General features: G+C 58.4%; 17 protein-coding genes. All 17 read right to left on the reverse strand.

The genetic code is table 11. The features are described from left to right. Window positions 1-23 precede the first annotated feature (23 nt). The 17 genes from ADG72_RS00610 to ADG72_RS00690 all read right to left on the reverse strand — a co-directional run bounded on the left by ADG72_RS00610 (window position 24) and on the right by ADG72_RS00690 (window position 19,880). A complete protein-coding gene (locus ADG72_RS00610) occupies window positions 24-1,034 on the reverse strand; it encodes a polyprenyl synthetase family protein (RefSeq protein WP_048711393.1) in 1,011 nt (336 codons plus the stop codon). Next, window positions 1,031-2,602 carry an NADH-quinone oxidoreductase subunit NuoN gene (nuoN, locus tag ADG72_RS00615; RefSeq protein ID WP_048711395.1) on the reverse strand — a complete coding sequence of 524 codons (1,572 nt, stop codon included), beginning with the start codon at window positions 2,600-2,602 and terminating at the stop codon, window positions 1,031-1,033. The genes ADG72_RS00610 and nuoN overlap by 4 nt, the downstream gene beginning before the upstream one ends. Next, window positions 2,599-4,137: an NADH-quinone oxidoreductase subunit M gene (locus ADG72_RS00620; protein WP_048711511.1), complete on the reverse strand. Its 1,539-nt coding sequence runs from the start codon at window positions 4,135-4,137 to the stop codon at window positions 2,599-2,601. The genes nuoN and ADG72_RS00620 overlap by 4 nt, the downstream gene beginning before the upstream one ends. A 29-nt stretch (window positions 4,138-4,166) precedes the next feature. Then, the gene (gene nuoL / locus ADG72_RS00625; RefSeq protein ID WP_048711396.1) at window positions 4,167-6,143 is read right to left on the reverse strand and encodes an NADH-quinone oxidoreductase subunit L; all 1,977 of its coding nucleotides are present in this window, start codon (window positions 6,141-6,143) and stop codon (window positions 4,167-4,169) included. A gap of 13 nt (window positions 6,144-6,156) precedes the next feature. Continuing rightward, window positions 6,157-6,456: an NADH-quinone oxidoreductase subunit NuoK gene (gene nuoK / locus ADG72_RS00630; RefSeq protein WP_009408608.1), complete on the reverse strand. Its 300-nt coding sequence runs from the start codon at window positions 6,454-6,456 to the stop codon at window positions 6,157-6,159. Next, window positions 6,453-7,400 (reverse strand): NADH-quinone oxidoreductase subunit J, encoded by a 948-nt coding sequence (locus tag ADG72_RS00635; RefSeq protein ID WP_048711398.1) that lies wholly within the window; start codon window positions 7,398-7,400, stop codon window positions 6,453-6,455. The genes nuoK and ADG72_RS00635 overlap by 4 nt, the downstream gene beginning before the upstream one ends. Further along, a complete protein-coding gene (nuoI, locus tag ADG72_RS00640) occupies window positions 7,397-8,056 on the reverse strand; it encodes an NADH-quinone oxidoreductase subunit NuoI (RefSeq protein WP_019126949.1) in 660 nt (219 codons plus the stop codon). Before nuoI ends, ADG72_RS00635 begins: the two co-directional genes overlap by 4 nt. Beyond that, window positions 8,049-9,371 (reverse strand): NADH-quinone oxidoreductase subunit NuoH, encoded by a 1,323-nt coding sequence (gene nuoH, locus ADG72_RS00645; RefSeq protein WP_019126948.1) that lies wholly within the window; start codon window positions 9,369-9,371, stop codon window positions 8,049-8,051. Before nuoH ends, nuoI begins: the two co-directional genes overlap by 8 nt. Next, window positions 9,368-11,932: an NADH-quinone oxidoreductase subunit G gene (locus ADG72_RS00650; RefSeq protein WP_048711399.1), complete on the reverse strand. Its 2,565-nt coding sequence runs from the start codon at window positions 11,930-11,932 to the stop codon at window positions 9,368-9,370. The genes nuoH and ADG72_RS00650 overlap by 4 nt, the downstream gene beginning before the upstream one ends. After that, the gene (gene nuoF / locus ADG72_RS00655; RefSeq protein WP_048711401.1) at window positions 11,929-13,224 is read right to left on the reverse strand and encodes an NADH-quinone oxidoreductase subunit NuoF; all 1,296 of its coding nucleotides are present in this window, start codon (window positions 13,222-13,224) and stop codon (window positions 11,929-11,931) included. Before nuoF ends, ADG72_RS00650 begins: the two co-directional genes overlap by 4 nt. After that, a complete protein-coding gene (gene nuoE, locus ADG72_RS00660) occupies window positions 13,217-13,915 on the reverse strand; it encodes an NADH-quinone oxidoreductase subunit NuoE (protein WP_048711403.1) in 699 nt (232 codons plus the stop codon). Before nuoE ends, nuoF begins: the two co-directional genes overlap by 8 nt. Beyond that, window positions 13,912-15,261, reverse strand: coding sequence for an NADH-quinone oxidoreductase subunit D (locus ADG72_RS00665; protein ID WP_048711405.1), 1,350 nt, complete (start codon window positions 15,259-15,261; stop codon window positions 13,912-13,914). The genes nuoE and ADG72_RS00665 overlap by 4 nt, the downstream gene beginning before the upstream one ends. After that, window positions 15,261-15,956 carry an NADH-quinone oxidoreductase subunit C gene (locus ADG72_RS00670; protein WP_048711406.1) on the reverse strand — a complete coding sequence of 232 codons (696 nt, stop codon included), beginning with the start codon at window positions 15,954-15,956 and terminating at the stop codon, window positions 15,261-15,263. Before ADG72_RS00670 ends, ADG72_RS00665 begins: the two co-directional genes overlap by 1 nt. Beyond that, window positions 15,953-16,507 carry an NADH-quinone oxidoreductase subunit B gene (locus tag ADG72_RS00675; protein WP_009408599.1) on the reverse strand — a complete coding sequence of 185 codons (555 nt, stop codon included), beginning with the start codon at window positions 16,505-16,507 and terminating at the stop codon, window positions 15,953-15,955. The genes ADG72_RS00670 and ADG72_RS00675 overlap by 4 nt, the downstream gene beginning before the upstream one ends. A gap of 15 nt (window positions 16,508-16,522) precedes the next feature. Then, window positions 16,523-16,882: an NADH-quinone oxidoreductase subunit A gene (locus ADG72_RS00680; protein WP_048711408.1), complete on the reverse strand. Its 360-nt coding sequence runs from the start codon at window positions 16,880-16,882 to the stop codon at window positions 16,523-16,525. A gap of 34 nt (window positions 16,883-16,916) precedes the next feature. After that, complete coding sequence (locus ADG72_RS00685; RefSeq protein ID WP_048711410.1) at window positions 16,917-18,197, reverse strand: geranylgeranyl reductase family protein; 1,281 nt, start codon at window positions 18,195-18,197, stop codon at window positions 16,917-16,919. A gap of 186 nt (window positions 18,198-18,383) precedes the next feature. Further along, window positions 18,384-19,880: a glycoside hydrolase family 36 protein gene (locus ADG72_RS00690; protein ID WP_048711412.1), complete on the reverse strand. Its 1,497-nt coding sequence runs from the start codon at window positions 19,878-19,880 to the stop codon at window positions 18,384-18,386. Window positions 19,881-19,981: the final 101 nt, after the last annotated feature.

Here is a 19,981-nt window from a genome sequence, read left to right on the forward strand (position 1 = left end):
CTCAAGAGGTGCGCCGGCCGCACTCAGGCGACGCGGTCCACCATCAGGTGGGCAAAAGAGATCAAAGCTTGCTTGGCTTCCCCATCTGGAAGGTCGGCAATGCATTCAAGAGAGCTATCACACCACTGACGAGCAAGCTCCCGTGTCTGCGAAACAACATCATGCTCACGCAGGCGTTCAACCAGCGCAGCCAAAGCCTGATCGGAGGAAAGATCCCCTCCCAGCATGGACAAAATCTTCTGTCCCTCGGGGTCCAGATTGCCATTTGACTGTGCGCGGCGAAGAAGAAGCACCGGAAGAGTATCCACGCCTTCGCGAAGATCAGTTCCCGGGGTCTTCCCCGAAGCGCCGGCCTCGGGCCCCAAATCAATAACATCGTCGGCGATCTGGAAGGCGACTCCCAAACGCTCACCAAACTGAGTGAGGGCATCAATTGTCGCCTGATCCGCACCCGCGTGCATCGCACCGAATGCCGCTGCAGAAGCCACCAGAGAACCGGTCTTATCAGCCAGCACCTGGATGTAGAACTTCAGCGGGTCATCCCCCTCTTGGGGGCCGAAGGTTTCATTGAGCTGCCCCATGCACAGGCGCTCGAAAGTGATGGCGTGGTAGCGAACCGTTTCATCACCCAAAGTGGCAATCATGGCCGATGCACGTGCAAAGAGGATGTCTCCTGCAAGAATCGCGCGGTTATTGCCCCACAGATGTTGAGCCGATGGAACCCCCCTGCGGGTGGGCGCAGAATCCATGACATCGTCGTGGTAGAGCGAGGCCAAGTGCGTCAGTTCGATACCCGTTGCTGCCGTGAGGACTTCGTTGCTCAACGCGCGCTCCGGATCACCAAACTGCGCGGCAACCAAGGTCAGCAGGGGGCGCATACGCTTGCCACCGGCCTGGGCCAAGTGAGACGTCAATTCTGTAACCAGGTCCCGAGAGTGGGACACGGCCTGGTGCAAACGGTCCTCAACGGCCTCGAGGCCCGGAAGAATTCGGGCCTCGAGATCAGGAACGTGTAAGTCGATTACGGCGCTCACGGGAGAAGCACAACCACCTGATTGAGTAGAGACAGAACCGGACTCGGGAAGAGCCCAAGTGCAATCGTACCCACAGCACACACGGTAATGGCAACACCTGTGAAACCTTCGGAGCGAACAACCGCAACGTCTTCACGCGGTTCCGAGAAGAACATCACGCGAACCAGACGGAAGTAGTAGAAGGCGGTGACCGCCGAGCATGCCAGCGCAAGCGCAACAAGCCAGGCGTTTCCAGCCGCGAAAGCATCCGAGAAAACGACGAACTTCGCAATGAAACCGCCGGTGAAGGGGATGCCCGCGAAAGACAGCAGGAAGATCAGCATTGCCGAGGCCAAGGCCGGGTTGGTCTTTCCAAGTCCCGCCCAACGACGCAGGTCCGTTACTTCCCCACCGATGGTGTCCTGATCGTCACGCGAACGCACCAGGGTAATAACCCCGAAAGCACCGATGGTTGCAACCGCATAGGCCAGAACGTAGAAGAGAACGTGTCCTGCGGAGTAGCGGAGCAGCGAGATCACACCCATGAGGATGAAGCCCGCGTGCGCGATCGAGGAGTAGGCCAGCATGCGCTTGACGTCCATCTGGACGACTCCGGCGAAAGTACCCACCAGCATGGTCAAGATGATGACAACAACCATGATCGGGATAAGGCTCCACTGCAGGGGCGCTGCCACGACCTGGAAGAAACGAAGCATCGCGGCAAAGGCCGCAAGCTTCACGGCAGCAGCCATGAAACCGGTCACCGGAGTCGGCGCGCCTGTGTAGACATCAGGAGTCCATGCGTGGAAGGGAGCGGCACCGACCTTGAAAAGCAGGCCGACCATGACCATGACCGTGCCCATGAGCAGAAGAATCTGCATTCCAGCGGTCTGAGCTGTGGGAGTCGCTGCATTGGAGATCAGCAGTGAACCTGAGTAACCGTAAAGGAAGGCCGAACCCATGAGCATAAAGCCAGAGGAGAAGGCACCCAAGATGAAGTACTTCAGGGCAGCTTCCTGCGAGAGCTGACGGCGACGGCGTGCCGTTGCGGCCAGGATGTACAGCGGCAAAGACATGACTTCCAGAGCCACAAAGAGCACGATGTAGGAGTTCGCCGCGGGGAAGATCATCATGCCGCCGGTGGAGAAGAGCACCAGAGCGAACATTTCCGAACGCTGGTAGCCCTTTGAATCGGAACGCTCTTCATCGGAGGAACCGGGACGATCCGAAGGCTGGCCGGCGAAGGCACCGTCTCCGGCCTCGGAACGATCGGCAATTACCAGAACGGCGAAGAAGGCGATCAGGACCAAGATTCCTTGAGCTGCAACCGCCAAAGGATCTTCAATGTACTCCCCCAGGGACTGCGGAGATCCAAGAACGGCAGCCCAACGCATAACCAGAGCGACTGCAGAAGCGATCAGCGCGACGACGGCGATTCCGAAGACCGAGGCGCGGCGTGCACGCACCGGCACGAAGGACTCGGCCAGTACCGCAAGGATCCCGCCGCAAAGAACGCACAGAACCGGTGCAAGCGCGGCCCAGGAAATCTCGGGGACCGTAAAGTTAACGGCCGTTGCAACAGAATTCACTGTGCGCTCCCTTCACTCAAAGTTGCGGTCGCTGCGGTGAGGAGATGTGAACCCTCATCGGCGATGGGTGCCAGAGCAGAAACCAGAGGCGCCGCCCAAATACCCAGAACAAGCATTGCAATGACCAGCGGGGTCATAACGGTCTTTTCACGTCCGTTCAGATCAGCAATATGCTTCTTATCCTCTCGCGGAGGGCCGGTGAAGACTCGCTGGTAGGGCATGAGCATGTACAGCGCGGCCAGGACCACTCCCAGCACTGCAAAGAGTGCAAGAAGGGTCGAAACCTTCCACGTGCCCATCAGAACCAAGTACTCGGGGACGAAGCCCGAGAGGCCGGGAAGCGCAACCGAGGCCAAGCCAGAGAAGAGCCACAGGCCAGCCAAGATGGGGCTCACGCGCTGCATACCGCCGTATTGGCGCATGTCTTGGGTTCCGCCTCGCCTTGACAGCCAGCCGGACAGCAGGAACATCGCGGCGATTGAGACACCGTGGGCGACCATGTAGACCATGGCACCGGTCAGCGCGATCTGCGAGCCGATGAAAATGCCCAGAACCATGAAGCCAAAGTGCGAAACCGAGGTGTAGGAAACCAGGCGCATGATGTCGTTTTGGCCGATGGCAGCCAAACCGCCCCAGAGGATTGACAGTACAGCGAATCCACAGATCCACCACTGCAGGCTTGCGGCTCCCAACGGGAACAGACGCAGACACAGGGTGATCATGCCGAATGTACCGACCTTATCCAGGATGCCGACAAGCAACACCGAAGTGCCCGGACGGGCATTTTCAGCGGTGTCAGGCAGCCAGGTGTGAAGGGGAACCATTGGAGCCTTAATCGCAAAGGCAATGAAGAAGGTCGCGAAAAGACCAACTTGGATTCCCACGGGAAGGCGAACGGTTCCGGACGAGAGGGTATCGATCATGAAGAGCGTGTCTCCACGGCGAGCAGCCAGGGCCCAAATAGCAACCAAGCCGCCGAGCATGACCAGACCGCCAGCCAGCGAGAAGAGCAAGAACTTCATTGCTGCACGCTGACGCGCCTTCTTTTCACCAACTCCGTAACGACCAATCATCACGAAGAGCGGAACCAGCATTCCTTCAAATGCCAGGTAGAAGAGCAGGACATCCGAAGCGGCGAAGATCAGCACCATGAAGGATTCCAAGAACAGAACCCAGCCGAGGTAAGCACCGGTACGAGCCGGATCCTCGTCCTCATTCCATCCGGCCACGACCACCAGGGGAACCAAGGCGACGGCCAGAAGGATCATCACCAGGCCAAGGGCATTCACGGCCAGCGCCCAACTCAGGCCAATCTGGGGAATCCAGGAATAGGCCTCGGAAAGCTGGTAGGTGGGGGAATGCGACCAGTCGAATGCAACCGCAGCAACGATGGCCACGACCAGCTCACACAGCGAAAGAATGAGTGCGAAGGCACGCCCGGCTCGGCGCAGGGATGGAATCGCCAGAAGAAGCACGGCACCCAGTGCGGGAAGTGCAACAAGAATCGACAGCCACGGTAGTGGCGCGCTGAGCATTTGAGACATCTGCATAGATCCTTACTTCCTCACAGCGAAAATGCCAGGACAGCGGCAAGGGCACACACGACCCCGCCAAGAATGTAAGAGGCGTAGGTACGCACGCGACCGGACTGAGTGAAACCAACCGCTCGGCCGGTACCGGTGGATGCCGCTTCAACCAAGTGGACAACACCGTCGATCGCCTTGTTATCACCAAGGGTGGCGGTCTTTACCAGGGCGATACCCGGAGTCATGAAGAGCGCTTCATTAACGGTGTCTTGGTAAAGGTCAACGCGAGCAGCACGCGTGAGCGCATTGCCTGCCGGGATGGCGGTAGGAACCTCACGGCGACCGTACATAACCCAGGCAATTCCCGCGCCGGCAAGTACCAGAAGCAAAGTGACAATCTGGATGGCAATCTCAGGAGCAACCGGGTGAGCGTGCTCAGCAACACCAAGCGAAGGCTCAAGCCAGGTCGTGAAGACATCACCAATTGATAGGAGGCCACCGACCACAGCGGCGCAGATCGCCAAGATCACCATCGGGATAGTCATCAGCGGACCCGACTCATGCGGGTGGACACCATTTCCTTCGGCCTCGGTGGTCCAACGAGCAGTGCCGTGGAAGGTCATGAAGAAGAGTCGCGACATGTAGAAGGCGGTAATGCCAGCGCCAACCATGGTGACGATACCGAAGACCCAACCTGCCCAAACGGCCTCGTGACCGGCGAAGGAGGTCGCACCGAATGCTGCTTCGATGATCTTGTCCTTGGAGAAGAATCCCGAGAAGGGAGGAATACCAAGGATTGCCAACCAGCCGCAGGCGAAGGTCAGCCAAGTGACCTTCATGGCGGTGCGCAGGGCACCAAAGCGACGCATATTGACCTGGTCATTCATTCCGTGCATGACGGAACCCGCGCCAAGGAACATAAGCGCCTTGAAGAAACCGTGAGTGAAGAGGTGGAAAATCGCGAAGACCCAACCGATGGGTCCAAGACCTGCGCCCAGCATCATGTAACCGATCTGGCTCATGGTCGAGGCCGCAAGAACCTTCTTCATATCATCCTTGGCGCAACCAACAATCGCGCCAAAGAGCAGCGTGATCGCACCGACGATGACAACCGCGGTAGCGGCGATCGGTGACGCCTGGAAGATCGCACCCGAACGAACAATCAGGTAGACACCGGCGGTGACCATCGTCGCCGCGTGGATCAGCGCGGATACCGGGGTCGGACCTGCCATTGCGTCGCCCAACCAAGCCTGCAGGGGGAACTGCGCCGACTTACCGCAAGCGCCCACCAGAAGGAAGAAACCAATGATGGTTGCTTGAACGGGAGAAACCGAGGCAGCCGCAGCGTTCACTTCCTCGATGTTGACGGTCGAGAAGTTAGCGACCATCGCCATCATCGCAATGAGCAGGCCCATGTCACCGACACGGTTCATCACGAATGCCTTCTTCGCGGCAACCGCATTGGCGGGAACGTAGTTCCAGAAACCGATGAGCAGGTACGAGGCCAAGCCCACGCCTTCCCATCCGACGAAGAGACCCGCGTAGGAGTCTGCAAGCACCAAGATGAGCATGGCAGCGATGAAGAGGTTGAGGTAGGCGAAGAAACGACGACGCGCTTCGTCATGAGCCATGTAGGCGATGGCGTAGACGTGGATGAGCGAACCGACGAAGGTGACCAGCATGACGAAGGTCATCGACAGAGGATCGATCATCAATCCGAAGTTCACCGAGAACTCGCCCGCGGGAATCCACGAGAAAAGTGGGAGTTCAAAGCGGCGCGTGTCGGGGGCTGCGGAGAGCATGGCGATAATGACGCCGAGTCCAACAGCGAAGGATGCCCACGATGCCAGAGTAGCCAGAAGATGGCCCCAGCGATCGCAGCGGCGTCCGCATACGAGGAGAAGCGCACTGGAAACGGCGGGGATCGCAATCATGAGCCATGCCAAGGAAATGATTCCCGTGGGCTGGCCAGGAGCTGCGACCTGTGCCGCGGTGCTGAAAAGTGTCAATGTCATTCCGGCTTACTCCTCAGTTCTTCAGCAGATCGAGGTCGTCAACGTTTGTAGTGACGCGTGACTTAAAGATGGACACGACGATTGCCAGGCCGACAACAACTTCCGCGGCAGCAACGACCATGACGAAGAAGGCCATGATTTCGCCACTAACATTTCCGTGGATTCGTGCGAAGGTCACGAAGGCAAGGTTGGCGGAGTTGAGCATGAGCTCGACTCCCATGAGGGAGATCACCGCACTGCGACGGACCAGAACAATGGCTGCTCCGATCGCGAAGAGGATCCCCGAGAGCACCAAGTAGGCTGCAAGGCTCATTCTTCTTCCTTCCCTTCATCAGCGGTCTGGGGAGCCTGCGGCTGCTTCAGACCAGTGGGAGCTGCGGCACCCGGCATACCCCATGCCTGAGAACGCTCGCGAGTGCTGGGGTGGGCTGGATCGAAGATCGTGTGGTCGAGGGAGCCGCCCTTGGCCAATGCCAGCGACTGTGCGACCTCAGGCTCAACCTGACCAACAACGCGATCCAAGCCACGCACACGCAAAACCCTGGGAACCGAGTCTTCGACAGGTTCGTGGGTTTCACCCGAAAGTGCGGGAACATCGACCGCGTTGGAGTGGGCGTACACACCGGGGGCCGGGAGCTGTCCAATTCGACGTCCCGAGGCCTTGAAGGCGCGCATCTTCGCTTCTGCTGTCGTGCGCTGGGTGAGTACCGGACCGAGCTGATCGGAGTGAGTGAGTAGCATCGCGCCGATTGCTGCGGTAATCAGCAGAATTCCCGCGAGTTCCATTGAGAACCAGTAGCGCGAGAACAGCGTTGCCGCCAAGTCGGTGATCGGTGCGTTCGAGTAGGGATCGTCACTGAGCGAAGCCGAGCTTCCCGCGGTGCGCGAGCGAGCAATTGCTCCGATGAGGATCGCACCCAGACCAAGGGCCATCAGCACCGAGGTGACGATGCGTCCACGCGACTGACGCGCGTAGTTATCAGAGGCGCTCAAGCCGATCATCATGATGACGAAGAGGAAGAGGACCATGATTGCGCCGGTGTAGACGACAACTTGGACCGTGCCCAAGAATGCTGCCCCGTGCATGAGGTACAAGATCGCAAGGCCGAGCATGACTCCGACCATGCAGATCGCACAGTAAACGGCCTTCTTGAAAAAGAGGACGCCCAGGGCGCATGCGACCATGAAGACCGCTACGCAGCCAAAGAGGATCGCCTCCCCCGTCGATGCCATTTCAGGCCAATTCATTAAGGTCATGCCTGACGCGCCTCCTCATTGACGGGACGGGCAGTTGCAAGGGAGGGATCATCTGGACGATGCTCGCGTACCCAATCAATCTGAGTTTGTGTGGGGCCCTGTACCGCGCCGCGGTAGTAGTCACCATCGCTAAAGCCTTCCACCTGCGGGTGCGGAGGCTGAAGCATTCCCTCTGAGAGCGGAACCAGAAGCTGGTCCTTCTCATAGATGTCATCAGCGCGGCGATACTCAGCCAACTCGAAATCGTGCCCCATGGTCAGGGCGCGAGTCGGGCAGGCCTCGATGCAGAATCCGCAGAAAATGCAGCGTAGGTAGTTGATCTGGTAGACGCGACCGTAGCGCTCACCGGGGCTGTACTGTTCCTCGGGAGTGTTCGATGCGGCCTCGACGTAGATGGCGTCCGCGGGGCACGCCCACGCACAAAGTTCACAACCCACGCACTTTTCCAAGCCATCCGCGTAGCGGTTGAGCTGGTGACGTCCATGGAAACGAGGCTCGACGAAGGGTCCCTCGAAGGGGTACTGCTCGGTCACGGTCGGGCGGAAGAAGGAGGACAGGGTCACTCCATAGCCCGCGAAAGGAGCGAAGAACTGACCGATCGGCCCCTTCGGATCCTGCTCGTAACGCAGATTCTGGCTGTCGTTCTGATCAGTCATTCGTCTCCTCCAATGCGGCAGCAGTGACCACGCGGTTTGCGCGCGGCGAGGGCGGAAGCTGTTGTCCCGGAAGCGGAGGTACCGGGAAGCCATCCGCCATGGGATCAAAGTTCGCCAAGCGTTCTTGCTTCTCAGCTTGCGCAAGGGCTTCCTTTCGCGCATCGCGCGAATCGGCGAACCACATGACGATCAATGCAATAACGAAGATTCCAGCAACGCCACCGATCAGCTGCGGCAGGGTCAAAGACACCCACTGGGTGATTGCCCGAATAATGGCAACCATGACCAGCCAGGCCAGCGAGATCGGGATCAGTCGCTTCCAGCCCAGCTGCATGAACTGGTCGTAACGGAAACGCAGCAGGGTGCTTCGTGTCCAGATCATGAGAAGCATGAAGAACCACATCTTGAGGAAGAACCACAGGATTCCGAACCAGCCGCCATTGAGGAACTCAATGTGCGAGAGGGGCCAGGGGGCGTGCCAGCCGCCGAAGAACATGGTCGTCGCTACCGCTGAAACGTTGAACATGTTGACGTATTCAGACAGGTAGAACCAACCGAATTTCATCGAGGAGTACTCGGTCATGTGACCGGCGACCAACTCACCTTCGGCCTCGGGGAGGTCGAAGGGAAGACGGTTGACTTCACCGACCATGGAGATCAGGTAGATCACGAAGGCGGGTGCCAGGGGCAGGAACCACCAGGTCTGTGCCTGCGAGGCCACGATCTGCGAGGTCGACATCGAGCCGGCCATCAAGAAGACCGCAACCAGCGACATTCCCATGGAAAGCTCGTAGGAGATCACCTGTGCCGAGGAACGAACCGCGCCGTAGAGCGGAAGCGTCGAGGACGCGGACCAACCACCCAGCACAATGCCGTACAGTCCCAGCGAAGAAATTGCCAGAACATACAGGGCCGCGACCGGCATATCCGCCAGCTGCAACGGCGTGGAGTGCCCGAAGATCGAAACATTCGGTCCCATCGGGATTACAGCGAAGATCGAGAATGCTGCAAATGCCGAGATCGAGGGCGCAAGCAGATAAATGAACTTATCGGCCTTACGCGTCCACATGTCTTCCTTGAAGAGCAGCTTCACGGCGTCGGCGATTGCTTGGAACAAGCCGAAGGGACCGGCAACATTCGGGCCGGGCCTGGTCTGCATGCGTCCGATCGTTCGACGTTCAACCCACAGGGCAAGCAGAACGTTGAGAATCAGGAAAACGATGATGAAAACGGCCTTGAGGACTGTCAACCACCAGGTTTCCTGCGTAAAGTCCGCAGCGGTGTACGTGGGAACATCCAGGGGGATCAGGTTCATCGGGCCACCTCCCCCTTTGCGCTCAAGGTGACAGAAGAACCGAAGTTCCCCAATGATTCGTGGACGATAGATCCCTGGGAGCACTCGGGCACCCAGACAACCCCGTCGGGAAGATCAGCAAATTGCAGGGGAAGCGTGATGCTTCCGCGCTGGGTACTGAGCGTGAGTTCCTCGCCCTCGTCAATGCCGAGGCCCGCAACAGTTGCGCGCGAGGCGAAGACGACTGGACGGCGTGCGCTTCCCGCCAGCATGGTTGCGCCGTCTTGCAGACGACCTGCGTCAAGCATCGGCTTGTGGGTGGCAAGAAGTGCCTCGCCCTGGCCGACCTCAACCAATTCCGAGGCCGTCGCCGGAACGAATTCTTCACGCTGACCGTTCCACTGCATGAGCGGATTCACCTGGTCGTACAGACCCACGAGGTCGTGCAGACCGAGATCCACGCCAAACTCGCTGGCAAGCGCATCGAAGACCAGTCGATCGGTCTGTGAACGCGAGGCGATGGCCTGGCCGAAGGGACGCAGGCGGCCTTCCCAGTTGATGAAGGTTCCGTTCTTTTCCAGCGGAGGTGCGACCGGCAAGATCACATCTGCACGATCGGTCACCTCACTGCGACGAACCTCAAGGCTCACCAAGAAATCAACCTGATCAAGCGCCTTTCGCGCGGCAGCCGGATCATCGAAGTCACGAAGGTCAACGCCACCGACAACCAGTGCCTTAACGCGACCATCAGCTGCAGCTTCCAGCATCTGCGTGGCATCAAGACCGCGCTGAGCGGGAATCTCTCCCCATACCAGCGACTCGCGAGCCTCTTGAGAGGAAAGCGGACGGCCGAAAGGCAGAAGACCGGGAAGAAGACCGGCTTCCACTCCACCGCGCTCACCGGCACGGCGAGGGACCCACTGAATACGGCAGTGAGTGCGCTCTGCCAGTCGAACAACTTCACTGAGCAGACCCGGCGTGCGGCTTGCGCGCTCGCCAACCAGGATTACTCCCCCGTCAAGACGCGAGGCGAGATCAGCGAACTCACCACCCTCACGGATCTCAGCGGCAACCTCGACCTCGGTTCCGGGAGCGCAACGGAGCAGCTCTCCAGAAAGCTTGGCGAGGCCTCGGGAAGTCATCGGAGCCAAAGAAGCAACGCGGAGCTTGCCCTTGCGAGTGGCCTTGCGCATCCGCAGGAAGATCGCACCACACTCATCCTCGGGTTCGAGTCCAACCAAGAGGACTTGGCCGGCGCTCTCAAGCTGCGAGTAGGTGACGCCCAATCCGCTACCTGCAACGTGGGCAGCAAGGAATGAACGTTCCTCTTCACTGTGGCTGCGCGAACGCATATCGATGGAATCGGATCCAACAACGGAACGCGCAAACTTCGACCATGCCCAAGCATCTTCGAAGCTCAGGCGGCCACCGGGAAGGAAACCAACCTGGTCGCCGGAAAGGCCGGCAAGCGCACGATGGACACGGTCCAAGGCATCCGACCACGAGGTCGGAACAAGCTGGCCGTTCTCGCGAACGAAAGGAGTGTTGAGGCGCTGGACACCCGACCACTTAAATGCGAAGCGATCCTTGTCAGTGATCCACTCTTCGTTCACCTCGGGATCATTTCCAGCCAGACGGCGCAGAACTTCGCCGCGGCGAATATCCACGCGGATCGCACTACCGGAAGCATCGTGCTCGGTTACCGAAGCGGTAGATACCAAGTCGAAGGGGCGTGCGCGGAAGCGATAATCATTCGAGGTCAGAGCACCAACCGGGCAGATCTGAATGATGTTGCCCGAGAAGTACGAGGCGAATGCGCGTCCCGAAACATCACGATCATTGGGGGCAAGATCGCCTTCATTGAGGGAGCCGATAATGCCTTCTTGACCGTAAGGTCCCGAAATACCCGCCTTGACATTGTCCTTTTCCTGCGGGTTGAAGTAATCCAAGACCGCGGTATCAAAGGAGCCAACCTGCTCACCCATGAAGTGATGGTGCTCGGTCGGCGCGGTGCCACCGCCTCGTCCCTGAAGATCAAGGAAGGGGTCGCCCGCAATTTCCTTACCGAAGCGCACACAGCGCTGGCACAGGATGCAACGCTCGCGGTCCAGCAGAATCTGCGAGGTGAGCTTCAAAGGCTTACGATACGTGCGCTTTGCATCGATGAAGCGCGAGCTCTCGCGGCCTTCGCTCATCGCTTGGTTCTGCAGGGGGCATTCGCCACCCTTGTCGCAGATTGGGCAATCAAGCGGGTGGTTGATCAGCAGGAATTCCATCACGCCTTCCTGAGCGCGACGGGCAACCTCGGAGGTGTGCTGAGTCTTGACCACCATGCCCGGGGTGACAGTCTGAGCACATGAAGGCTGAGGCTTGGGCATGAATCGCAGCTCGCCGGTGTTGCGATCGGGCATTCCAACCTCAACAAGACACTGGCGGCACGCGGCGACAGGCTCAAGCAGCGGGTGATCACAGAAACGCGGGATACGAATTCCGGCCTGCTCGGCCGCACGGATCACCAGGGTGCCTGCGGGAACGTCCAATTCGACGTCGTCGATTGTGACCTTCACTAGGTTCTCGCTCATCGAACTCCTCCCTTGGCAAAGTTGCTCGAGGCCTCGTAGGGGAACAATTCGCGCGCGGGCGTGGTCAGCCCGGCCTCGAATTCTTCGCGGAACTTCTTAATTCCCGACATGATCGGGGTTGCTGCCGCATCGCCCAGAGCACAGAAGCTTCGGCCAAAAATGTTGTGTGCGATCTCGTCCAGAAGATCGATATCGCCTTCCTGGCCCTTACCTGCTTCCAGGCGGAGCATGATCTGCTTGAGCCAGTAGGTTCCTTCACGACAGGGCGTGCACTTACCGCAGGATTCGTGCTGGTAGAACTCAATCCAACGGGTAATGACGCGAACCACGGAGGTCGTTTCATCGAAGACCTGCAATGCACGGGTACCCAGCATCGAACCGGCGGCGCCAACGGATTCGTAATCCAGAGGCGTGTCCAGTTCGGCTTCGGTGAAGATCGGGGTCGAAGAGCCACCGGGAGTCCAGAACTTCAGCTGGTGTCCTTCGCGAATACCGCCGGCAAGATCAATGAGCTCACGCATGGTGATTCCGAAGGGAGCCTCGAATTGGCCCGGATTCTTCACGTGACCTGAGATTGAGAACAGACCGTGTCCCTTGGACTTTTCCGTTCCCATCGAGGAGTACCACTGTGCGGAGTGCTGGAAGATTCCGGTCACCTGGCTGATCGACTCGACGTTATTAATAACAGTCGGACGCGCATACAAACCTGCGACAGCGGGGAATGGAGGCTTCAGACGCGGGTGGCCTCGGTAGCCTTCCAGAGAATCCAGAAGAGCAGTTTCTTCACCACAGATGTACGCACCCGCACCTGCGTGAGCGGTGATGCGAAGATCACCCAGCAGGCCGGCCTCTGTTGCTTCCTTAACTGCAGCCATCAGGCGGCGGTAGACGTGAACAACTTCGCCGCGAAGGTAGACAAATGCGTGGTGGCAATTGATGGCGCGCGAGGTGATCGCAATACCTTCAATCAGCACATGGGGATTTGCCATAATCGTCGGGATATCCTTACAGGTTCCCGGTTCCGATTCATCGGCATTAACCACGAGATAACGGGGCAAACCGTCATCGGGCGGAAGGAAGGACCACTTGAGGCCCGTGGGGAATCCAGCACCACCACGGCCTCGCAAGCCAGAGGCCTTAACGGTCTCAACGATCTCAGCGGGCTCCATGGTGTTGGCCTTCTTGAGTCCCTCATAGCCGCCACGGCTCAGGTAGGACTCTAAAGTCCACGAGCGATCGCTCCCCCATCCGCGGGTCAGAATCGGGGTCAGGGCCACGGTTGTTTCACTCACCGTCCTTCTCCTTTCCTTCTTCCGCAGGAACGTCAGCCGGAGAGCTCCAGCCGCGTTCTTCGGCGATCCTCAGTCCCAGCGTCGAGGCCTCGCCAGCACTGGGCCCTTCGTTCTCGTGTCCGTCAAGGAAGCCGGCAAGGACGTGCTCGGTTTCCTTGAAGGTCGGCAGCACAGCACTTCCGCGGGTGGGGTGCAAGGGCTTACCGGCCTCGATGTCATCAATGAGGGCGCATGCGGATTCGGGGGTCTGGTTGTCGAAGAACTCCCAGTTCACCATGACAACGGGAGCGTAATCGCAGGCCGCGTTGCATTCGAGGCGCTCAAGGGTGATGGTTCCAGCCTCGTTGGTTTCGTCGGTTCCGACACCAACCTTTTCGCTGACGGCCTCCCAGATTTCATCGCCACCCATGACGGCGCATAGAGCATTGGTGCACACACCCACGAGGTATTCACCCGTGGGGTGACGCTTGTACTGGGTATAGAAGGTCGCAACTGCAGAAACTTCTGCGCGAGTGATACCCAGAAGTTCAGCGCACAGTGCGATTCCGTTTGCACTCACATAGCCGTCTTCAGACTGGACTAGGTGAAGCATGGGAAGCAGTGCGGAACGAGCGTGGCCCTGGGGGTAGCGCGCGATGATCTCGCGTGCCTCACCTGCAAGGCGCTCATAGGTTTCCACGGGATAGCTCATCGATCAACGCCTCCCAGAACGGGGTCGATAGTGGCCAGTGAGACAACGACATCAGCCAGCTGGCCGCCTTCCGTCATCATGGCCAGAGACTGCAGATTTGCGAATGAAGGGTCGCGGAAGTGCGCGCGGAAGGGACGAGTTCCACCGTCAGAAACCAGGTGGACACCCAAAATGCCCTTTGCGTGCTCAACGGTCTGGTAGACCTGGCCGGCGGGGACCCTAAATCCTTCGGTGACCAGCTTGAAGTGGTGGATCAGGGATTCCATTGAAGTTCCCATGACTTTCGCAATGTGTTCGGCGGAGTTACCCTGGCCGTCCGTTGCAACTGAAAGCTGTGCGGGCCACTTGATATGCGGGTCGGCAACCATGACGGGCTGGCCTTCAGTTGCCTCCAAGCGGCGAAGGACCTGCTCGACAATACGCAGCGACTGGTAGCACTCATCGAAACGCACGCGAACACGGTTGTAAGCGTCGTTCGAGTCATAGGTGGGAACGTCGAATTCGAAATTCTCGTAACCGCAGTAAGGCTGATCCTTACGAAGGTCTTGGGGCAAGCCGGCTGCTCGCAGGGACGGACCGGTCAAGCCTAGGGCCATCATTGCTGACAGAGGCATGTAGCCAACGCCAATGAAGCGCTGTTTAAAGATCGGGTTTGCCAGAACCAGGTCCTGGAGCTCACCGATATCGTTTCGCACCTTCGGGAGCTTTTCGCGGATGTAAGGGACCATGCCGCTGGGAAGGTCCTGAACTACACCGCCGGGGCGGATGTATGCGTGGTTCATACGCAGACCGGTAATGCGCTCGAAGATTCGCAGAATCTCTTCGCGTCCCCTGAAGGCAATGGTCATCATGGTCGTCGCGCCAAGCTCGTTACCGCCGGTACCGATTGCAACGATGTGCGAGGCGATGCGGTTGAGTTCCATCATCAGGATACGAATGAGGTTTGCGCGTTCCGGCACATCATTCGTGATCCCCAGGAGCTTCTCAACGGCCAAGCAGTAACCCACTTCTTGGAAGAAGGGAGCCACATAGTCCATACGAGTGCACAGCGTAACGCCCTGGGTCCACGTGCGGTATTCCATGGTCTTTTCGATACCGGTGTGAAGGTAGCCCGTGTCAACGCGAGTTTCGCGAACGGTTTCGCCATCCAGCTCAAGGATCAGGCGAAGAACGCCGTGGGTTGAGGGGTGAACAGGACCCATGTTGAGTACGACGCGCTCATGGTTGATGCGCTCGATCTCAGCGATGACGTCGTTCCAGTCTCCGCCCTGGGCAAGAACCTCGGGAACCTCGTCAATATCCAGGCCTGCACTTGATGCTGCAGCGTGAAGTGAAGGAGTAGTCATTAGTTGTACGACCTCCGAGTGTCGGCAGGGGCGTTGACTGCACCCTTGAATTCCACGGGAATACCACCCAGGGGGTAGTCCTTACGCTGCGGGTGACCTACCCAGTCATCAGGCATAGCGGTTCGTGTCAGCGAGTGATGCCCATCAAAAACAATTCCCATGAGGTCCCATGTTTCGCGTTCCTGCCAGTCGTTCGCCGGGTAAATATCGACGATCGAGGGAATGTGCGGATCCGAATCCGGGCAGGTTACTTCCAGACGGATCATGCGATTGTGCGTGATCGACATGAAGGGGTAGATCGCGTGGAGCTCGCGGCCTTGATCTTCGGGGTAGTTCACGCCGTTAGTTCCCAGGCACATCTCGAAACGCAGATCCTGATCATCACGCAGGTAGCGCGCGACGCGGCGGATGTGCTCACGCGGGATGAAGATGCTGAGTTCGCCGTGTTCAACGACGACCTTCTCAATGACATCCGCAACTGCCAGTCCATCGGCGGCAATCAATTCCTCGAGGATGTCAACGATCTGATCGAAGTACGAACCATAGGGGCGCAGCGCTGCGGGCGCAGTGCGCGCAACAGTTACTTGCTGCGAGAAGCCCGTGGTATCACCTTGATCCGGAGCTCCGAACAGACCCTGACGGGTTTTGATGACCTCGGGCTGCTCGGCACCGAAACGATTAATTTCTTCGCTCATGCCAGCAATCCCTTCAAATCGTGAGTCGGGGTCGCAGCAAGTGCTGCTGCTTCAGCCTTGCGAGCAATTTCGCGACGGTGTGCGCCCAGCGGTTCACTTCCGATCTGCTCACGCAGTGTAAGGATTGCGTGAATCAAGGCCTCGGGACGAGGCGGGCAGCCGGGAAGGTACACATCGACGGGAACAATGTGGTCGCATCCCTGGACGACGGCGTAGTTGTTGAACATACCGCCCGAAGATGCGCAGGCCCCCATGGAGATGACCCACTTGGGGTCGGCCATTGAGTCATAGACGCGGCGCACGATGGGAGCCATCTTGTGGGAAACACGTCCGGAGACAATCATGAGGTCGGAGTGACGCGGCGATGCGCGGAAGACTTCCAAACCGAAACGCGACATGTCGAAACGGGGAGTTCCGGCTGCCATCATTTCAATTGCGCAGCACGCCAAGCCCATGGTGACTGGCCACTGACTGTGCTTTCGAGCAAGACCGAGGATCTTCTCCATGCTTGCCAGGGCAATGCCTGCAGGCAGGCTTTCTTCAATTCCCATTGTTTTCCTCTTACCTCAGTAGTCCAGTCCGCCGCGGCGCCATTCGTAGATATAGGGGACGGTGATCACCGCGATGAAGGTCAGCATGGCAATCAATCCGAAAAGTCCCAGCTGGTTGAAGCTCACGGCCCACGGGTACATGAACACGACTTCAATGTCGAAGACAATGAAGGTCATGGCTACCAGGTAGTAGCGCACAGGAAAGCGTCCATGCTCCAGATGCTGCTCCGTGGGGTCGATTCCGCATTCATAGTTATCGGCCTTCGTGCGATTCTTGCGCGTTGGTCCCAGAATTGCGGATGCGCCCAGCCCGCCCAGCGCCAAGACCATGGCGGCTGCAGCCATGATCAGCAGTGGAACATAGGGATTTGTCATCGTTCCTCCCACATCGGGTGTACCTTCGTAGCCATCATGCTGATGGCACCATCTTGGATAGGGTCGTAATCAGTCGGTCGTCGAAGTCGCCGCCTTGGCGTTCGAAGCCATCCGACAGAAGTTTGTGAACCAGGGTCATCAGGCGCGGGATGGGCAGACCGTAGGTCGTGCACAGGCGCATGATTCGCGGATTTTCAATGAGACGAACAAAGATGCGTCCCAACTGGTAGTAGCCGCCGTATTCGTCGCGGATCCGTTGGGGATAGGCGCTCATCGCTCGGTCAACGCCAGCGCGGTGTGTGCGGGCAAGAGCCTGAGCCATGGCCTCGGCCGCGTAGCGTCCAGCCTTCATCGCGGGTGCGATTCCTTCTCCGTTAAAAGGAGAAACCATTCCGCCGGCATCGCCGACAATGACGAATCCATTGGTGTAGTGGGGCTGACGGTTAAGGCTCATCGGCAAAGCTGCACTGCGGAGCTCACCGATTTGATTCTCTGGGGTAAATCCCCATTCCTCGGGAAGGTTGGCCATCCACTGTTCGAAAACCTGACGATAGGGCAGGTTCGTCGCACTTGCCGTCGAGGCCACAGAGCCCAGTCCGACATTGACGACGCCATCCCCCATGGGGAAGATCCAACCGTATCCAGGAAGTAGATCCGAGTGCCCGGGTTCGCCCGCCCAGAGTTCCAGGTGCGATTCCATCCATTCTTCGTTGCCACGAGGGGAACGGAAGTAGGTGCGTGCCGCAACGCCCATGGGACGCTTGGGATTCTTTTCAATTCCGAGGCGGGTGGAAACCTTTGCAGAGACGCCACCGGCATCCACAACCAGCTTGGAGTGAATCGTCACGTCTTGGGCATTCTTGCCACGGCCTCGGCGCGCGCGAACACCGCAGACTCGATGTGTGGAGTCTTGGAGTGCCTCGGTTACGGTGAGTTCTTCTTCGAGGCGAGCTCCCGCACTCTGTGCACGCTGAACCAATGCGTGGTCAAGGTCCATACGCGCGCGAGTCATTCCGTATCCCGGAAGCGAAGCCTGATCTGGCCACTCCATGTGAATGGTATGGCCACCGCCAATGACAGTCAGACCGCGGTTTCGTGCCCAACCAGAAGTATCAACACCCATGAGGATGAGCTCTTGAACGGCGGCGGGAGTCAGGCCATCACCGCAGATCTTGTCGCGCGGGAAACGTGCCTTATCGACAAGAAGGACGTCAATACCAAGGGTTGCCAAATGATAGGCGGTAGATGCACCACCTGGGCCAGCGCCGACAATAACGACATCAGCGTTCATGTCTTGGGCCTGTTGGCTCACCATGCCTCCTTCACGCTCCACGCAACGATGAACCCATATCGGGGTCCAGTTCAGACCATAGTCACCGGTATACGAAGCCGCGAAAGCACGCCAAAAAGTCCGTGAGAACAACACTTTAGGGGCGTGAGCGAGCACACACCCGTATTCAATTTGCACATATGTTTGTTGCGTTAATCCGCGCGGAAATCCTTAGGAAACCGGGTAGCAGTGCTCCGGCTCCTTCAAACCGGGGCCAAAGTCAACCTCGCGACCGTCCAAAGACCAGACATTTCGCGAGATCTGTTGGACGTCCTCGTGGCGAGCAAGCCACTGGCTCAGCTCTGCCTGTTCCTGCTCCGTTAGCCATACCAAGGGATCGGAAGATGACTTAAAACCAGCGACCGCGGCAACATCCTGGAGCCACCCGATCTGCTGATCATTCAGCAGATTCTTCATGTGACGGAAGAAGATGACATCGGGATCAACATCAATGAGCTCACGCAGCCACAGACGCGATACAGAACCCATAAAAGCATTGCGCGCTTCTGCGTCAGAACGATCATCAGTCGCGTAGTTCTTCCAAATGGGAGCGACATCGCAGCCCACTCGAATTCCGTCGTAGAGGCCGATCGCGGGGATGATCAGGGCACCAGAACCCAGAAGGTAGGTATCCTCCCCTGCCGCCTCTCGCAAAATCTGCGAACCCAAAATAAACGCATCATCGGGACTTGCTTCGCGATTAAAACGCACGCCTTCAATGGCCGCTGCGTTAATAAAGTCAGTCTTGATATAGCGGATTCCCGCGTCAAGCAGGTATTCGATGGTGTCGCGCAGATATTCCTGCGCCAGGGGATGCGTTGTATCCAGCGCATAGTAGGGACCACCCCAGTTGTATCCGGCGATAGCGAGCTTTCCATCCTCCGCATGGACGAAAGCTTCGGGGTGCGCCTGAAGGAAAGGTGTCCCTTCTCGGGCAATGAAGGGTGCAATCCACAAACCGGGAGTCACACCGAGATCGGAAATGTAGCGAGCACAGGCAGCAAGATCGTGTCCAAACTTCGCATTCGGACGCCAATCGCCTACATTTAGCTGCCATCCATCATCGATCTGCAAGGCAGTGAAACCAAGTTTTGCAAGCCCGGGAAGCTGTCCGGCAAGAACATCCCAGGAAACATTTTCGTAGTAGGAATACCAAGAACACCACACACGCGGTGCCTGACCGGGGCTGCGACGTCGAGGGCGCAGCTGCTCAACATAGGCCTCAAAAATCTCCGCTTCACTGCCCCAGCTCACAAACCAGCGAGCCGGACGAATCTCATCGAAGCCAACAAAAACATCTTCATCAGCGCGCACCTTCGGGTGTCCACCCGCGAGCGCACCAATGAGGAAACCTGCGCCGCCCTCTTCTTCAACAACCGCGCCCATCCACGAACCGTGATGACGGACGGTGTCATCTGCCCCAGGGTCATCGGCGGTTGTCCGACGTTCATCAGAGGGAACTCGCAGGGGTGCTTCACTCAGCAAATTCCACCCAGAGGGCGACCAAGAATTGTGCCCACTGCGGTAGTACTGGCCACTTTCCATTCCGTGGAGCAGCGCGACACGGCTAGCGTCAATGATTGCGAAGTTGTCACCCTGCTCGATGAGCTGAGCATCAGCTGACGCGCTCAAAGTGGCGTTAGGAAGGGAAAGTACCAGACGTTGCATGATCGTTCTTTCATTGACGAGGCCGTGGGAAGCGGCGCAGAAGGAAAGGAAAGTTATGGGTTTGGGTGTGGAAAGCGGGTCCCGCTGACCTGCGATTGGGT

The organism is Trueperella pyogenes (assembly GCF_001070855.1).
In the GTDB taxonomy this organism is placed as follows: Bacteria; Actinomycetota; Actinomycetes; order Actinomycetales; family Actinomycetaceae; genus Pauljensenia; species Pauljensenia pyogenes_A.

What these genes read in the sequence shown, in the direction of transcription:
- nuoL (WP_048711396.1), bottom strand. Translation starts at nt 6,143, where the DNA reads ATGACATTGACACTTTTCAGCACCGCGGCACAGGTCGCAGCTCCTGGC.
- ADG72_RS00635 (WP_048711398.1), bottom strand. Translation starts at nt 7,400, where the DNA reads ATGACCTTAATGAATTGGCCTGAAATGGCATCGACGGGGGAGGCGATC.
- nuoH (WP_019126948.1), bottom strand. Translation starts at nt 9,371, where the DNA reads ATGAACCTGATCCCCCTGGATGTTCCCACGTACACCGCTGCGGACTTT.
- ADG72_RS00680 (WP_048711408.1), bottom strand. Translation starts at nt 16,882, where the DNA reads ATGACAAATCCCTATGTTCCACTGCTGATCATGGCTGCAGCCGCCATG.
- nuoK (WP_009408608.1), bottom strand. Translation starts at nt 6,456, where the DNA reads ATGAGCCTTGCAGCCTACTTGGTGCTCTCGGGGATCCTCTTCGCGATC.
- nuoE (WP_048711403.1), bottom strand. Translation starts at nt 13,915, where the DNA reads ATGAGCTATCCCGTGGAAACCTATGAGCGCCTTGCAGGTGAGGCACGC.
- ADG72_RS00620 (WP_048711511.1), bottom strand. Translation starts at nt 4,137, where the DNA reads ATGCTCAGCGCGCCACTACCGTGGCTGTCGATTCTTGTTGCACTTCCC.
- ADG72_RS00665 (WP_048711405.1), bottom strand. Translation starts at nt 15,261, where the DNA reads ATGACTACTCCTTCACTTCACGCTGCAGCATCAAGTGCAGGCCTGGAT.
- ADG72_RS00670 (WP_048711406.1), bottom strand. Translation starts at nt 15,956, where the DNA reads ATGAGCGAAGAAATTAATCGTTTCGGTGCCGAGCAGCCCGAGGTCATC.
- ADG72_RS00685 (WP_048711410.1), bottom strand. Translation starts at nt 18,197, where the DNA reads ATGGTGAGCCAACAGGCCCAAGACATGAACGCTGATGTCGTTATTGTC.
- nuoI (WP_019126949.1), bottom strand. Translation starts at nt 8,056, where the DNA reads ATGACTGATCAGAACGACAGCCAGAATCTGCGTTACGAGCAGGATCCG.
- ADG72_RS00675 (WP_009408599.1), bottom strand. Translation starts at nt 16,507, where the DNA reads ATGGGAATTGAAGAAAGCCTGCCTGCAGGCATTGCCCTGGCAAGCATG.
- ADG72_RS00650 (WP_048711399.1), bottom strand. Translation starts at nt 11,932, where the DNA reads ATGAGCGAGAACCTAGTGAAGGTCACAATCGACGACGTCGAATTGGAC.
- ADG72_RS00690 (WP_048711412.1), bottom strand. Translation starts at nt 19,880, where the DNA reads ATGCAACGTCTGGTACTTTCCCTTCCTAACGCCACTTTGAGCGCGTCA.